The organism is Amycolatopsis kentuckyensis (genome assembly GCF_041679295.1).
Lineage (GTDB): Bacteria > Actinomycetota > Actinomycetes > Mycobacteriales > Pseudonocardiaceae > Amycolatopsis > Amycolatopsis kentuckyensis_A.
In genome coordinates this window covers 583292-598350 of record NZ_JBGDMD010000004.1, presented here as the reverse complement: position 1 = coordinate 598350, position 15059 = coordinate 583292, and the positions used below count along the sequence as shown (strand labels likewise).

The 15059-nt window shown below is 73.9% G+C and carries 14 protein-coding genes; 7 read left to right on the top strand and 7 right to left on the bottom strand.

All coding sequences use genetic code 11. The annotated features are described in order from the left end of the window. Positions 1 to 7 precede the first annotated feature (7 nt). The 6 genes from ACERZO_RS19360 to ACERZO_RS19335 form a co-directional block, all read right to left on the bottom strand. Positions 8 to 214, bottom strand: coding sequence for an MbtH family protein (locus ACERZO_RS19360; protein ID WP_372666086.1), 207 nt, complete (start codon positions 212 to 214; stop codon positions 8 to 10). Continuing rightward, positions 211 to 1401 (bottom strand): MFS transporter, encoded by a 1191-nt coding sequence (locus tag ACERZO_RS19355; RefSeq protein ID WP_372666085.1) that lies wholly within the window; start codon positions 1399 to 1401, stop codon positions 211 to 213. The genes ACERZO_RS19360 and ACERZO_RS19355 overlap by 4 nt, the downstream gene beginning before the upstream one ends. A 331-nt stretch (positions 1402 to 1732) precedes the next feature. Beyond that, on the bottom strand, positions 1733 to 2881 hold the full coding sequence (locus tag ACERZO_RS19350) for a glutamate synthase-related protein (RefSeq protein ID WP_372666084.1): 1149 nt from the start codon (positions 2879 to 2881) through the stop codon (positions 1733 to 1735). 101 nt (positions 2882 to 2982) lie between these two features. Next, positions 2983 to 3966, bottom strand: coding sequence for an asparagine synthetase A (locus tag ACERZO_RS19345; RefSeq protein ID WP_372666083.1), 984 nt, complete (start codon positions 3964 to 3966; stop codon positions 2983 to 2985). A gap of 32 nt (positions 3967 to 3998) precedes the next feature. Then, entirely contained in the window at positions 3999 to 5243 is a 1245-nt protein-coding gene (locus ACERZO_RS19340; RefSeq protein ID WP_372666082.1) for a methylaspartate mutase, read from the bottom strand. Continuing rightward, the gene (locus ACERZO_RS19335; RefSeq protein ID WP_372666081.1) at positions 5240 to 5725 is read right to left on the bottom strand and encodes a cobalamin B12-binding domain-containing protein; all 486 of its coding nucleotides are present in this window, start codon (positions 5723 to 5725) and stop codon (positions 5240 to 5242) included. The genes ACERZO_RS19340 and ACERZO_RS19335 overlap by 4 nt, the downstream gene beginning before the upstream one ends. Before the next feature lie 410 nt (positions 5726 to 6135). Between ACERZO_RS19335 and ACERZO_RS19330 the strand changes: the two genes are divergently transcribed. The 5 genes from ACERZO_RS19330 (at position 6136) to ACERZO_RS19310 (ending at position 12606) form a co-directional block, all read left to right on the top strand. Beyond that, positions 6136 to 9000: a type 2 lanthipeptide synthetase LanM family protein gene (locus tag ACERZO_RS19330; RefSeq protein ID WP_372666080.1), complete on the top strand. Its 2865-nt coding sequence runs from the start codon at positions 6136 to 6138 to the stop codon at positions 8998 to 9000. A gap of 37 nt (positions 9001 to 9037) precedes the next feature. Next, positions 9038 to 9217: a hypothetical protein gene (locus ACERZO_RS19325; RefSeq protein ID WP_372666079.1), complete on the top strand. Its 180-nt coding sequence runs from the start codon at positions 9038 to 9040 to the stop codon at positions 9215 to 9217. A gap of 45 nt (positions 9218 to 9262) precedes the next feature. Then, positions 9263 to 9445 (top strand): hypothetical protein, encoded by a 183-nt coding sequence (locus tag ACERZO_RS19320; protein WP_364455539.1) that lies wholly within the window; start codon positions 9263 to 9265, stop codon positions 9443 to 9445. Positions 9446 to 9485: 40 nt separating this feature from the next. Continuing rightward, positions 9486 to 9650 (top strand): hypothetical protein, encoded by a 165-nt coding sequence (locus ACERZO_RS19315; protein ID WP_372666078.1) that lies wholly within the window; start codon positions 9486 to 9488, stop codon positions 9648 to 9650. Between the two features lie 67 nt (positions 9651 to 9717). Then, positions 9718 to 12606, top strand: a complete 2889-nt coding sequence (locus tag ACERZO_RS19310; protein ID WP_372666077.1) for a helix-turn-helix transcriptional regulator — start codon at positions 9718 to 9720, stop codon at positions 12604 to 12606. 2 nt (positions 12607 to 12608) lie between these two features. On the opposite strand, the gene ACERZO_RS19305 is transcribed toward ACERZO_RS19310, so the two are convergent. Beyond that, positions 12609 to 13463: an NAD-dependent epimerase/dehydratase family protein gene (locus tag ACERZO_RS19305; RefSeq protein WP_372666076.1), complete on the bottom strand. Its 855-nt coding sequence runs from the start codon at positions 13461 to 13463 to the stop codon at positions 12609 to 12611. A 470-nt stretch (positions 13464 to 13933) separates the two neighbouring features. Here ACERZO_RS19305 and ACERZO_RS19300 point away from each other — a divergent pair, with 470 nt between their 5' ends. Then, positions 13934 to 14161, top strand: a complete 228-nt coding sequence (locus tag ACERZO_RS19300) for a hypothetical protein (protein WP_372666075.1) — start codon at positions 13934 to 13936, stop codon at positions 14159 to 14161. Between the two features lie 31 nt (positions 14162 to 14192). Then, complete coding sequence (locus ACERZO_RS19295) at positions 14193 to 15059, top strand: LysR family transcriptional regulator (RefSeq protein ID WP_372666074.1); 867 nt, start codon at positions 14193 to 14195, stop codon at positions 15057 to 15059.

The following is a 15059-nucleotide window of genomic DNA, read 5'->3' as shown; positions in this document are numbered from 1 at the left end:
GGAAGGGTCAGCGCATCGCGGCGATGAGGCTCGCCGGGCGCAGGTCGGTCCAGTGCTGCTCGACGTACTCGAGGCAGGCGGCGCGGGTGTCCTCGCCGTGGACCTTCGTCCAGCCGGCCGGAACGTCCACGGTGGACGGCCAGAGCGAGTGCTGGTTCTCGGCGTTGACCAGGACCAGGAAGGTGCCGTTCTCGTCTTCGAAGGGGTTCGTCATGATTGCTTCTCCTCTGTGAGTGCGGCCCGGCCGAGTGCCGGGGTGGCGACGAGCAGGGCGAGCGCGACGAGCGCGACCGCGGCGTGGGCGAGCATGGTGAGCGGGACGCCGAGCGTCTCGACGAGCACGCCGATCAGCAGGTTCCCGATCGGGGTGGCGGCGAGGGTGAACAGCGCGAGGATCGACATCACGCGGCCGCGCATCTCTTTCGTCGACCACCGCTGGGCGAGGGACACGAGCACGAGTGCGGTGAGGCCGGCGACGAGGCCGAGGGTGAAGAAGGCAGCGATGCCGACGGCGACGTTCGCGGTGGCGAGCAGGGCGAGGCAGCCGACCTGCGCGGCGAGTCCGGCCGTCGCGAGCCGCCCGGCCTTTTCGCGCGGCGGCCACTTGACCGAGACGACGAAGGCGAGGGACGCGCCGAGCGTCATGGCGGTGAGCAGCCAGCCGGCGCCGGCTTGTCCGCCCAGCAGGACGAGACCCAGGTTGACCGGGCCGGCGCCGCTGAGTTCGAGCAGGCCGGTGACGATCATGGCGGTCCTGAGCGCGGGCCGGGTCGCGACGTACCGTGCGCCTTCCGCTATTTCCGTGCCGAGTTGCTTGATCTTGACGCGCTGCCGGGGTTCGTTGCTGGTCAGGGTCTTGGTGTTGCCGGCGGCGAGGGCGGAGACCGCGAAGCTGACCCCGTTGACGACGGCGACGGTGACGAGCCCCCCGAGCCCGGCCAGCCACGAGCCGAGCGCACCCCCGGCGGCTTGCCCACCCCGCACGGCGGCGAGGTAGACGGCGTTGCCGCGCACGAGGTGTTCGGGTGGGAGGAGGTTCGGCCGCAGGGCGTCGGAGGCCGGGATGAAGAAGGCACTGGCGACGGCCATGACGACGATGAGGGCGGTGAGCAGCGGGAGTCGGGGACCGACGAGGAGGACACCGGCGGCTCCGGCGAGCATGGCCCCGGCGCGGATGAGGTCGGTGGTGATCAGGACGCGCCTGGGCCCGGTCCGGTCGGCGACGGCGCCGCCGACGAGGAGGGTGAGGACTTTCGGGAGCGAGCCGAGGGCGAGGACGAGGCCGGCGAGGGCCGGGCCCGCGGTGCCGACCAGGGTGACGGAGAGGGCGATCAGCCAGACCGCGTCGCCGAAGGAGGACAGGCCCATGGCGAGGACCAGGCCGAGGAAGGGCGCGGGCAAAGCTTTGCTCGCCGGGCTCGACTCGACCGCGGCGGTGCTCGACTCGGCCGCCGCGGTGGGCTCGCGCGTTGGCAGGCCAAACGTCTTGAATGAGTCATTCAGGTCTCCAGACGTCCTGAATGACTCATTCACGACATCCGGATTCGCCGGCTCGACCGCCGCGGTGCCAGACCCGACCGCAGTGTCCCGCCCGGCAGCGGCGCGCGGCTCCTCGACGGCGGTCACGACGCACCCCCGCCCACCGGCCGGCCGAACGTCTTGAATGACTCATTCAGGTCCCCAGACGTCCTGAATGACTCATTCAAGACACCCGGACCCGCAAAGGCGCGCGTCATGACAGCACCTCTTCCGCCACCCGCTCCGCCTGGCCCGGGAACCACACGTCGTCCGGGGTCAAGGCGTCCGCTCGGTACTGGCCCAGCGCGCTCAGCAGCAACCGCAGCTCCAGCGCCAGCGCCTCCACGAACCGGACCAACCCGTCCGACGGATCCGTGTCCACCGCCAGCAGCGCCGCGCGGCCCAAACCCGCCGCGCGCGCTCCCAGTGCCAGCACCTTCGCCACCCGCGTCCCCTCCCACATCCGGCCCGATGCCAGCAGGCAGCCGGCCGGTGTTCCGATGCGGGACAAGCACTCCGCCAACGGCAGTCCCACCGAAGCGAACGACACCGGCGCCCAGCCGGAACCACCTTCGGCACCGTCCACCGTGACCGCGGACGCTCCAGCCGCCCAAGCCACCGAAGCCGCCGCACCGATGTCGCGCCCGGGCGGGAGCTTCACCCACACCCCCGCCCGCGGGAAGTTGTTGCGCATCAAGCGGATCTGCTGCCGGAGGATCTCGTCGGTGAACGTCCCCGGCGAACTGCTCCGCAGAACCTGCGAGCCCAGCGACAGATCGACCGCGTACTGCGAAGCCAGCGAAGCAGCGTCAGCAGCAGAAACCAGCGTCATCCCGCCGAGCCCCGGCTTCGCGCCCTGGCCGACCTTCAGCTCGAACGCCAGCCGGCCGGACTCGAGCAGCGGCAGCGCCGACGGGTCCGAATACACCAGGTTCCACACCTCGGCGTCCGCGTCCTCCGTGCTCTGCTGGACGACGACGCCGCCGAGCCCGTCCGGGACCGCGTCCGCGTACGCCCGCAGCCGCTCCAGGAGCGTCCCGGCCGACGCGCCGTCCACGCGGCCGTGGCCGTGCATCGGGACGACGTTCTCGCCGATCACCATCGGGATCCCGAGCCGCGCCGCCTGCGCCGACGCCGCCGCGCCCAGCCCGCGGCCCGCCACCTGCGTCGAGCCGAACGCCGACAGGTACAGCGGCAACGCGGACGCGAACCCGCCGATCGACGTCGACAGCGCGACGTCGCCGTACAACGGTTCCCGGCCCAGCTCGATCAGCTTCTCCAGCCGCCGCGGCACGAACACCGGCGGCACCAGCCGCGCCGACTCCAAGGCATCGCCCGGCGAAGAAGCAGCAGCGCCGAACAACGAAGTTCCGTAAGAAGAGGCAAGAGGGAACACCGCCGAAGCGCCGTGCCGGGCCCGCGCCCGAACCTCGTCGACAGGAAAACCGGAAGCGTGCAGCGCGGTCACGGCGAGACCACCCCCGGCAGCTTCGGGAACGCCGTCGCCTGCCACACCGCGTCCAGCCCGGCCACGTACCGGGTGAACCGCTGCACGCCCAGCCCGAACCCGGCGCTCGCGGGAATGCCCGTGCGGACCAGGTCCAGGTACCACGCGTACTTCGCCGGGTTCTCCCCCGTCTCGCGCATCCGCGTGACGATCCGGCCGTAGTCGTGCTCCCGTTCGCTGCCGGAACACAGCTCGCCATAGCCCTCGGGCGCGATCAGGTCGAAGTTGCGCAGGACGCCCGCGACCGAAGTGCTTTCCCGGTCGTAGAACCCGCGCGAGCCCTTCGGGTAGTCGACCAGGAAGAACGGCCGCGCGTGCTTCTCCGACAGGATCGCTTCGCCCGCCCAGTCGATCTCGGCGTCTTCGCTCTGCGGGTGCCCGAGCTCGCGCAGCGTCTCGACGGCGGTCGCGTGCGACAGCCGGCCGAACGCGCCGCCGAGCAGGTCGGCGAACGCGCCCGAGTCGCGCCCGAGCGCCTCCAGCACGTCGCCCGCGTCCTCGACGACCCGGCGGACCACGTGCGCGACCAGGTCCTGCAGCAGGTCGAGCACGTCGTCGCGGGACGCGCCGGCGACCTCGACGTCGAGCTGGTGGAACTCGGCCAGGTGCCGGCTGGTGTTCGCCGTCTCCAAGGGTTCCAGCCGCACGTTCGGCGCGACGTAGAAGATCTTCGAGAAGCCCAGCAGCGACGCCTGCTTGTACAGGATCGCGCTGGTCATCAGCTTGTACCGGTGACCGTAGAAGTCGACGTCGACCTGCTTCGCGCCGCGGCCGCCCGGGTCGGTGACCGGGCCGATCACCGGCGGCAGCAGCTCGGTGAAGCCGCGGGCGGCGAGGAACGCGCGTGCCTCGGCCAGCATGCGGTGCTGCAGGCCCAGCACGTGCCGCGTGGTCTCCGAGGTCAGGTGCGTGCGCGGGTCCGGCGGATCGGTGTACTCCATGGCGTTCTCACTCCCAAGCTGGTCGGGGCGGATCAGGACAGGACCGGGTCGAGCCTTCGGCGGTGGTAGGACAGGTCGGCGAGCAGCCGGGTCGCGGTGACCCGGTCGTGGCCGCGGCGGCCGCCGAGCGCGGCGGGCAGCGGCATCCGCCCGGTGTGCCACCACTGCAGGCGGCCGTCGTCGTCGAGCACGCACCGGGTTTCGCCGCCGTTGTCGGGGTGCAGGCAGTACGGGACGTCGAGCAGGCCGCGCTCGAACGCCGCCGGCAGCGCCTCGGCGAGCGTCGGCGCGAGCGAGCGCACCTCGTCGACGAGCAGCCGGGCCTGCAGGTACACCTCGGTGTCGCCGGACGGGGGCGAAACCGGCGGCGGCTGATCCAGCGCGGTCGCGTGCGCCAGCCGCAGCGCCTCGACGTTCTCCTCGACGGTCGGGATCCGGTGCGCCTCCGCGGTGGTCTTGACGATCAGCCGCTCGGTGCCGGTGCGCACGGCCAGCCGGACGCTTTCGGCGACCAGCTCCCGCGCCCCGGCCGCGGACTCCGGGAACAGGCCCATGTAGGTGTAGAGCACCACGTGGTGGTCCACGGAGGACAGTTCCTCCGCGCACAGCCGCCGCATCGCCCACAGCGCTTCGGCGTCCTGTTCGGGGCTGGTCTGCTGCGCGTAGCTGGCCGAGACGCTGCGCACGCCGTGCTCGGCGAAGAACAGGCACTCCAGCACCGACAGCGCGACCAGCAGCCCCGGCGGGCACAACTGCCCGAGCATGCAGCCGCCGAAGCTCTCGAGGTGGCAGTCCACGGTCTGCTCGGCGAGCAGCAACGCCGACCGCGTCCACGATTTCGTCGCTGTCCGCAGCGGGACGCTGCTGTAGGGCAGGCAGTAGGACACCGGCCCACCCTCGGAGGCGTCGAGCCCGGCTTCGAGCATCGCGGCGAAAATGTCCTCCGGCTGGGCCGAACCGTGCCGCACCTGGACGGGAAAGCCGGGCAGGCCCGCCAGCAGCTCGGCGGTGGCGGCGGACCCGAGCGCCACCAGCGGGTAGCCGTTGAGCGGGACGCCGGAGGCGATCGACATGGCGGCGAGGTCGTGCTGCCCGGTGCGGGTGTAGCTGTCCAGTGTCACGGTGCCCACGGCCGGCACGCCGGCCTCGGCCACCGCGCGCAGTCCGCGGCGCATCACGACGGGGTCGGAGAACCCCATCCGCGGCTGCACGACCAGCGTCCGGCGGCGCCGGTGCTCGGCCACGAAGCTGCTGAACACCGACCGGGCAGCGGTCACCGCAAGGTCCGGACGTTCGCGGCGACGAACTCGCGGAACGACTCGATCGCCTGGCCGGAGTCGCCGGCGCCGACGTGGAAGACCGCGTCGTAGCCCAGGGCCAGCAGCTCGGTCTCCAGCTCGGCGTCGGCGGCGCCCCGCACGCCCAGCTTGCCGCCGATGACGGCGGGCAGGCCGGCCAGCGCGGGGTCGGCGCGCAGGGCGGAGATCACCCGGGCGCCGTCGACGTGGCCGTGGCCGTTGATGGTGCTGATCACCAGGCAGTCGGGGCGCTCGGCGCGGCAGGCGGCGAGCAGCCGCTCCACCGGCACGCAGGCGCCGAGGTTGACCACCTCGTGCCCCATCTCCTCCATGATCAGCTGGAGGGCGACGAGGTTCCACATGTGCGAGTCGGACTGGACGCTGGACAGGACGAACTTGAGCGGGGACCCGGCGGCCACGCCGGGCCCGTCGGGGGTCTGCTCGATCTGGAACGTGGTCATCGTGCGTCGCTCCCTGTGCGTTCGGGGAACGTCCGCGGGCCGAGCCGCGAACTTCTCACGACGAATCGTCATCGGCGCGGGGCCGGCGCACATGGGTGCGGCGGCCCCGCATTCCGGCGCCGCACCGGCACCGGAGTCCGCCTCGCGCGCGGGCGACGCGGCCGCGCGCGCGACCGCGGAGTCCGGTGGGGAACGGGTGCCCCGCATGGGGGATCGAGGGTGCGGACCCGGTCGTCAACCCCGGTCGAGCCCGCCGTCCGAGTGGACCAACCGCCACGTCCGAACGGCGCAACCACCCAATCCGCGACCAGGCGTTTTGGCGGCGACGCCCCCATGAACCCCTAGAAAGCCCCCATGCCGCGCCGGAATGCGGGCGCAGCACCCCCATGTAACCCACGTCACCCGCTGGCATGCTCGATCCCGTGATTCCCCCGCAGCCGAACCCGGCGACCACGACGCTCCCGCCCACCTGGTGGGCCGCGGCGCTGACCACGCAGGAGCGCCGCCCCGGCGGCGCCCGTCCCGCGTGGGTCGACTTCGCGGAAGCCGCCCTCTCCCGGGAAAGCGCCGAGGTGCCGCCTTCCCGTGAGGGCGACGCACACTGGCGCACCGCCTTCGCCGCGGTGTTCCGCCCCTTCACCGACGCGGCCCGCGCCGCGATCGCCGGCGCCGCAGCGGCTTCGCCCGCCGTCGACGCCACCGCGATCGCCGACGGGTGCGCGACGCGGCTGGGGCACCAGCTCGCCGGGCTCGCCGCCCGCAGCCTGGTGCTGGAGCTGGGCCGGGCGCGCCGCGCGGGGATCCTGGCCGGGGACACGGGGGAAGAGCGGTTCGCCGACTTCGTGCGGCGGACCGGCACCCCGGCCGGGCTCACCGAGCTGCTGCACCGCTACCCCGTGCTCGCCCGGCTTGCCGCGCAGGCGGCGCTGTACGCGATCGCGGCGGTCACCGAGCTGCTCGACCGCTTCGACGCCGACCGCGCCGCCCTCACGGCGTTCACCGGTCCGGACCCCGGCCCGCTGGTGGAGATCAGCGGCGGCACCGGCGACGCGCACCAGCGCGGCCGCTCGGTCCGGGAGCTGCGGTTCGCCGGCGGCGCGCGGGTGATCTACAAGCCGCGCCCGCTCGACCTCCACGCCGCGTTCACCGGCCTGGTCGAGTGGCTCAACCCGCGCGTGCCCGGCCTCGAGCTGAGCACGGTGGACGTCCTGGTGCGCCCCGGCTACGGCTGGCTCCGCTTCGTCGAGCACCGGCCGTGCGCCGACCTCACCGAGGTCGACCGGTTCTACCGCCGCCAGGGCGTCCTGCTCGCCCTGCTGCACGCCCTCGACGGCACCGACGTGCACTTCGAGAACATCATCGCCGCGGGTGACCAGCCCGTCCTGATCGACATCGAGACGCTCTTCCAGCCGGTGCTGCCCGCCGACGCGAGTGACGTCGACCCCGCGGCCGAGCTGCTCGCCCGGTCGGTGCACCGGACCATGCTGCTGCCGCAGATGATCGTCGGCGAGCACGGCGCGGTCGACATCTCCGGCCTGGGCGGCGGCCGCGCGGCGGCGCCGGCGCTCACCCGCGTCGACTGGCTCGACGCCGGCACCGACCGGATGCGGCTGACCCGGGTGCCCGGCGGTGTCGGCACCGGCGTCAACCGGCCCACCCTGGGCGGCGTCGACGTCGAGCCGGCCGAGCACGGCGCCGCGCTGCTGGCCGGGTTCCGCGCCGGGTACGACGCCATCGCGGCCGGTGCGGCCGAGTTCGGGCCCCTGCTCGACCGCTGCGCCGAGGCCGGCATCCGCGTCCTGGTCCGCCCGACCAGCTTCTACACGCGGCTGCTCGACGAGACCACGCACCCGTCGCTGCTGGCCGACGCCGCCGCGCGGGACGAGGCCTTCGGGCTGCTGCACGACGACAGCACCGACGACGTCCGCCGCGGCCTGGTCGCGGCCGAGCTGACCGACCTGTGGGCGGGCGACGTCCCGATGTTCACCGGCCGGGCCGCCACCACGGACCTCTGGGACGCCGAAGGCAACCGGCTGCCCGGCCTGCTGGCCGAACCACCGCTGACGACCGTGCGCGCGAAGGTCGCCGGGATGACCACGATCGACCGCCGGGACCAGGAGTGGCTGATCTCCGCCGCGCTGGCCACCCGGCCCGCCGCCGAGACCCACACCGGCACCGGGGTCACCGGCGCCGTCCTGCCGAGCAAGAGCCCCGAACCGGCGCACCTGCTCTCGGCCGCCTGCGGCATCGCCGACGCGATCGTCGCCCGCGCGACCTCGGGCGGCGGGCGCGTCAACTGGGTCGGGCTGGAGCTCGTCGACGAGAAGTACTGGACCGTGCTGCCGATGGGCGCCGGGCTCGGCGAGGGCTACACCGGGGTCGCGCTGTTCCTGGCCCAGCTGGCCGAGCTGACCGGCATCGACCGCTACCGCGAGCTGGCCGGGAAGGCGCTTTCCGGGCTGCCCGGGCTCGTCGCCGCGCTGGAGGCCGACCCGGACCTCGCCGCGGCGGCCGGTCCCGGCGGGCTGCTCGGGCTCGGCGGTGTCGCCTACGCGGCGGCCCGGCTTTCGCGGCTGCTCGACCGGCCCGACCTGCTGGACCTGACCGCCCGCACGGTCGCCGTGATGCCCGCGCCGACACCCGAGACGTCCCCGCGCTACACCACCGGGCTCGCCGGCGGGCTCGCCGCCCTGCGCTCGGTGGCCACCCAGACGGGGCTCGCCGGTGCCGCCCTGCTGGCCGACTCCTACGCGGCCGAGCTCGCCGTCCGCTCGATCGACCCCGACCTCGCCGACCCCGGGTTCGCGCACGGCGCGGCCGGCGTCGACTGGGCGCTGGCCGGGTACCCGCGCGAGACCGCGACCCTGCCGCCGGCGAAGACCGCCACCGGGCACGGCTGGTGCTCCGGCCTGGCCGGCCAGGTCCTCGCCTACGCCGGCGAACCCGCGCTGCTCGGCCTCGACGAGCAGGTCGCGGCGCTCGCGAGTCAGGACCCGCTGCGCGACTTGAGCCTCTGCCACGGCGAAACCGGCATCACCGACGTCCTCGGCTTCCTCGCCGAGGCCGGCCACCAGGGCGCCGCCGCCGCGGTCGCCACCCGCACCGGGCAGCTGCTCACCGCCGTCGAGCAGGACGGCGCGCGCTGCGGCACGCCCGACGGCGTCGCCTCCCCCGGCCTGCTGACCGGCCTGGCCGGCATCGGCTACGGCCTGCTGCGCCTCGGCTTCGGCCGGCGCGTCCCCTCCGCGCTGCTGCTGCAGCCACCGACTCGTTGACCCGTCCCCACCCCACCTCACGAGGAGAGAACGAACGATGCCCGAAACCACCGCCGAGACCGTCGAAGCCACCGTCGGTGCCCTGGTGCTCCCGCGCGCGAACCGCGCCGGTGCCCGCAACCAGGCGCTGGCCGGCACCCGGCCCCGGCTGTCCGGGATGACCCTCGAGACGCTCGGTGGCCCCACCGTCGTCACCAACGGCACCTTCGCCCTCTGACGTCCGTCCCTGCCCCGACCTGCGACCGAAAGCGGAGAACACGCCATGAGCGAGCACGACTTCACCGGCACGGACAACCCCGTCGGCGACCCCACCCTCCCGGTGCCGACCCGGACCGGCGCCCGCAACCGCGCCCTCGCCGGGCGGACCGCGCGGCTGAGCCACCACGGCGCCGACACCCTCGACATCACGCCCGTCTTCACCGTCAGCATCGGTTTCGCCGAATAGCCGTCCGACCCTCAGCACTACCGAGAGTGGAGCCACCAGCATGACCGAGCACGACCTCGACAACCCGATCGGCGACTTGACCCTCCCGACGTCGGCCCGCACGGGCGCCCGCAACCACGCTCTGTCCGGCCGGGCGGCGCGGGTCGGCCAGAACTCCCTGACCACGATGGACATCACGGTCGTCACCGGGGGCTTCACCGAATAGTGAGACGCCCGGGCGTCGGTAATTCGACCTACGTCCGGAGGGCGCCCATCCGGTTATAGTGACCGCGATGGGCATCCGATCGACGCGCCTGATCGGGCGCGACAGGGAGCTCGGCGCGCTGTCCCAGGCTCTGGAGAAGGCCCGCACCGACCACGGTGGGGCCTTCTTCCTTGTCGGTGAAGGCGGGATCGGGAAGTCCCGGCTCGCCGCCGACGTCGCCTCGCGGGCGTTGGCGACCGGGCTCCCGGTGCTACGCGGACGGGCCAGCTCGATCGGCCCGATGGTGCCGTTCCGGCCCCTGGCCGAAGCCCTGCTGTCGCACTTCCGCGGCGGTTTGCCGCCCGCCGCGCCCGAGCTCGACCCGCTCGTGCCGGTGCTCGCCCGGCTCGTGCCCGACTGGTACCGCGGCGACCGCCCGCACGACAACGGCAACCTCCTGGTCCTGGCCGAGGCGGTGTTCCGGCTGCTGTCGGTCGCCGGCCGCGACGGCGGCTGCCTGATCGTGCTGGAGGACCTGCACAACGCCGACGCGGAGACGCTGTTCATCGTCGAGTACCTCGTCGACAACCTCGCGTCCAGCCGCGTCATGCTGATCGGCACCCTGCGCGGCGAACCCGGCGAGGCGCTGCGGCTGGCGTCGGCCGCGGCGCAGCGCTCGTCCAGCCACACCTTCGAACTGACCCGCCTGGACGCCGACCGCACCCGCGAGTTCGCGGCCGCGTGCCTGGAGACCGAGCCGGCCGCGGTGCCCGCCGCCGTCGCGAACCTGTTGTGGCAGAACAGCGAGGGCGTGCCCTTCGTCGTCGAAGAGCTGCTGCACGGCATGGTCAGCGACGGCCTGCTCGTCGGCGGGCCGGGCGGCTGGCAGGTCGTCGGCGAGCTGCAGGCACGCGTGCCGGAGGCGCTGATCAGCAGCATCGCCGCCCGCGTCGACGCGCTCGGCCAGGACGGCGAAACGCTGCTGTCGGTGGCCGCCGTGCTGGGCCGGCGGTTCCCGCTGTCGGTCGTGCAGGCGGTGACCGACATGGACGACCGCATGCTGCACAACCACATCAGCGCGAGCGTCGCCGCGCACCTGGTCACCACCGACGAGACCACGCCGGGCTGGTACGCCTTCCGGCACCCGCTGACCGCCGAGGCGCTGCTGGCCCGGCTCGTGCCGTCGACGAAGGCGAACCTGGCGCGCCGGGCCGCCGACGCCGTCGAGCAGCTGCACCCCGGCCTGCCCGGCGAGCTGTGCGCGCTGGCCGCGGCGCTGCGGCTGACGGCGATGGACCACCCCGGCGCCGGGCGGCTGTTCGCCGAAGCCGGCCGCCGCGCGCTCGATGGCGGCGCGGCCGACACGGCGGTGACGATGCTGACCCGCGCCGTCGAGCTGCTGGCCACGGCGAGCCCGGACGACCGGGCCGACGCACTGGAGTCCCTGCTGCACGCGCTCGGGCAGACCGGGCAGTTCGACCGGGCGGTCGAGTTCTCCGCGCGGTTCGCCGAGATCGGCAGCCTGGAGCGGGCGGTCGACCTGCACGTCCAGCTGGCGTGGGCGGCCTACATCGGGGGCCGCCACGACGAGTGCCTCAACCAGATCGAGCAGGCCCGTGCCCCGCTCGGCGGCGAGATGACCGAGGAGCAGAACGCGGCTCTCGACGCCGTCGAAGCGACGCTGTGGCTCGACATCCCCGGCCCGGCGCACACCGAGCGGGCCCGGAAGCTGGCCGAGCAGGCGTGGGAGGTCGCCGAACGCGCCGGTGTGCCGTTCGTGTCGTGCCAGGCGCTGCAGGTGCTCGGCATGGTGGCGCTGGAGTCGGACCTGGCCGAGGCCGAGCGCTACCTGCAGCTCGCGCGGCGGCTGGCCGAGCGGCACCAGCTGACGCACCTGCGCACCCAGGTGCTGGTCCGCCTGGGCGGGCACCGGATGCTCGCCGAGGGCGACATCCGGACGTTCGACCTGGCCCGCGCGGAGGCCCAGCGCACCGGTGCGATCACGTTGACCTGCGCGGTCGACGCGAGCCGCGCGGTGCACGCGGTGATGCGCGGCGAGTTCGCGCACGCCGACCGCATCCTCGACGAGAACCTCGCGGTGCTGGGCCGGCTCCGGCTGGTCGCGCTGCTGCAGTACACGCACATGACGCGCGCGATGGTGGCCGCCCACCAGGCGGACCGGCCGCGGATGGAGCGCGCGCTCGAGGACTTCCGCGCGGAGGGCGGCGCGACGGCGCAGGAGCTCGTGCTGAGCGTCGGGCTGGCCCAGGTGTTCTGCTCCCTGCTGGAGGAGGACGCCGAACGCGCCCGCCGCGAGCTGGCGCAGGTGCTGGCGCTGGAGGAGCGCCAGCCGAGCCGCTTCCACCTGGCGGGCCAGCACGGCTTGCGGTTGCTGATCGAGGCGCTCGACGGTTCCCCGCCGCCGGACCGGCCCCCGGCGGCGGTGAGCGGGATGCGCTGGAACCGCCAGTTCGTGCTGCTGGGTGACGCGGTCCGGCACGGCCGCGCGGGTTCGGTGGAGCAGGCCGACGCCGCGGTGGCCGCGGCGATCGAGGCGGCGGCCCCGTTCCCGGTGAGCCGGCACCTGGGCCTGCGCATGGTGGCCGAGTCCGCGGCGGCCGACGGCTGGGGCAACCCGGTGACGTGGCTCAAGGAAGCCGAGGAGTTCTTCCACCAGGCGGAGGTGACCGCGGTGGCGAGCGCGTGCCGCGGGCTGCTGCGCAAGATCGGCGCCCCGGTCGGCCAGCGCCGCACAGGCTCGGACCGCCTCCCGGCGGAGCTGCGCTCGGCGGGCGTCACGGTCCGCGAGTACGAGGTGCTGCAGCTGCTGGCCGACAACATGGGCAACAAGGACATCGCCCGGAGGCTGCACATTTCCCCGCGCACGGTGGAGAAGCACGTGGCGAGCCTGATGGCGAAGTCCAATTTGGACAACCGCAGCGCGCTGACGGAGTACGCGCGCAACACTCCACAGTAGACTCAGGAACCCAGGACGCGCAGCGGGTCGGTGTGCACCGGCGTCCAGCCCAGCTCGCGCTGCGCCTTGGCCGACGTCAGGCGCTGGTCGAGGGCGAACGCGTCGGCGATCGGGCCCATCCGCTCCCGAGCCTCTTCGAGCGTGATGGAGACGGTCTTGCCGTCGAGTCCCGCGGCGCGGGCGCACGCCTCGGCGACCTCCTTGGCCGTCGGGTCGACGCCGCCGACCCCGAGGTACACCGAGCCCGCCGGGGCCGACAGCGCGGCCGCGTAGAGCCGGGCGAGGTCGTCGAGGTGGATCAGGGCCCAGTGGTTGCCGCCGTCGCCGAGGTACGGGATCGCGCCGCTTTCCTTGCCCGGCTGGACGAAGAAGACGTCGATCAGGCGGTTGTCGCCGCCGTAGAGCAGGCCGGGCTGGACGATGACGGGCCGCCCGCCGTGCTCCGCGCGGGCCAGCACGGCGTCTTCGACCGCCTTGCGCCAGGCCACGATGGCCGGCGGGTTCCACGCGGCCGTCTCGTCCTGGACGCCGTCGGTGTCGCCGTAGACCCAGCTGCCGCCGGTGTGGACGTAGGTACCGCCGCCGACGCCGTCCTGCATCGCGGTGGCCGCGGCGAGGTCCTCGGCGCCGCTGGACGCCTGGGCCAGGTGGATCACGGCTTGCGCGCCGGCGGCGGCGTGGTTGAGCACGTCGAGGTCGGCCAGGCCGCCCCGCACGGCCCGCGCCCCGGCGGCGGCGACCGCGGCCTCCGCGCGGTCGCTGCGGGCGAGCGCCTCGACGGTGTGCCCGAGCCGCACCAGCTCGGCGATGGTCGCGCGGCCGATGTAGCCCGATCCGCCGGTGAGGAAGACCTTCATCGCTGTCCTTTCGGTTGGGGTGCTTGCGCTTTCCAGCGTGTCCCGCCGGAGCGGGGCGCGTCCAAGACCCGTTGCGCGCGCTGTGATGCCCGGGCGGCATCACACGCGACGAAGGCGGTCGCCGCCCAGGCGAACGCGGCCGGACGGTTCGACGCCGTCATCCACAACGCCGGCATCGGCTACCGCGAACCGCGCCGGGTCGGGACCGCCGACGGGTTCTCCTCCGTGTTCGCCGTCAAGGTCCTCGCGCCCTACCTGCTCACCGCGCTGATCGAACGTCCCCGCCGGCTGGTCCACCTCAGCTCGGGGATGGCCCGGGGCGGGGATTCCGACCTGGCGGATCCGCAGTGGACGGCCCGGCGCTGCAACGGCGCGCAGGCCTACAGCGGCAGCAAGCTCTTCGACATCCTGCTCGCCTTCGGCGTCGCGCGGCGGTGGCCGGGCGTGCTCTCGAACTCCGTCGAACCCGGGTGGGTCGCCACCAGGATGGGCGGCCCGGGCGCGCCCGACGACCCGACCTCGCCCCGGTCACCCAGGCCTGGCTCGCCACCGCCGACGACGTCGACGTCACCGGCCGCCACTTCTTCCACCAGCGCGAGCGCGCGGCCCCGGCCGACGCCCGCGACCCGCGGCGCCAGGACGCCTTGCTCGGCTACTGCGCCAAGCTCACCGGCGAGACCCTTCCCGACCTGCGATGATCGGAGCAGAACAGGAGGGTGGTGCTCCGCCGTGGACCTCGACCTGCGGAAGCTGCGGTACTTCGTCGCCGTGGCCGAAGAGCTGCACTTCGGGCGGGCCGCCGCGCGGCTGCACGTCGCCCAGCCCGCGCTGTCCCGGCAGATCCGCGCCCTTGAGGACGAGCTGAAGACCGCCCTGTTCGTGCGGGACCGCCGCAGCACCGTGCTCACCCCGGCCGGCGAGCAGCTCCTCGACGACGCCCGCGGCCTGCTGTCCGCGGCCGACGCGGTCCGGCGGCGGGTCGCCGCGGCCGCCCAGCCCGTGCTCACCGTCGGGTTCATGCCCGGCATCGTCGTCACCCCGGCGGTGCGGGTGCTGGCCGAACGGCAGCCGGACCTCGCCGTCCGGCTGCTGCGCACCAGCTGGCACGACCAGGTCGAGGTCCTGCACGACGGCCGCGTCGACGTCGGCGTCGTCCGCCTGCCGTTCGACCGGCGCGGGCTGACGGTACGGCCGCTGTTCGAGGAACCGCGCGTCGTCACCGTGCCGGCCGGGCACCGCCTGGCGGGCAAGGAAGCCGTCTCGGTCACCGAACTCGCCGACGAGCACCTGCTGCAGGACCCCGACGCCGTCCCGGAGTGGCGGGACATCGCCGTCGAACTGCGCGGCACCGACCGGGCCGGGGTCCCGCCGATCCACAGCGTCGAAGAGAAGCTGGAACTGGTCGCCGCCGAGTCGGGGATCAGCATCATCCCGCGGTCGACGGCGGCGTTCTACACGCGGCCGGACGTGGTCGCCGTGCCGGTGGAGGACATCGCGCCGAACCGCGTGTGCTTGGCCTGGCTCGCGGCGCGGCGGTCGGCGCTGATCGACGCGTTCGCCGACGCGGCCGCGAGCCTGGTGCCCCCCGAGGGCTGA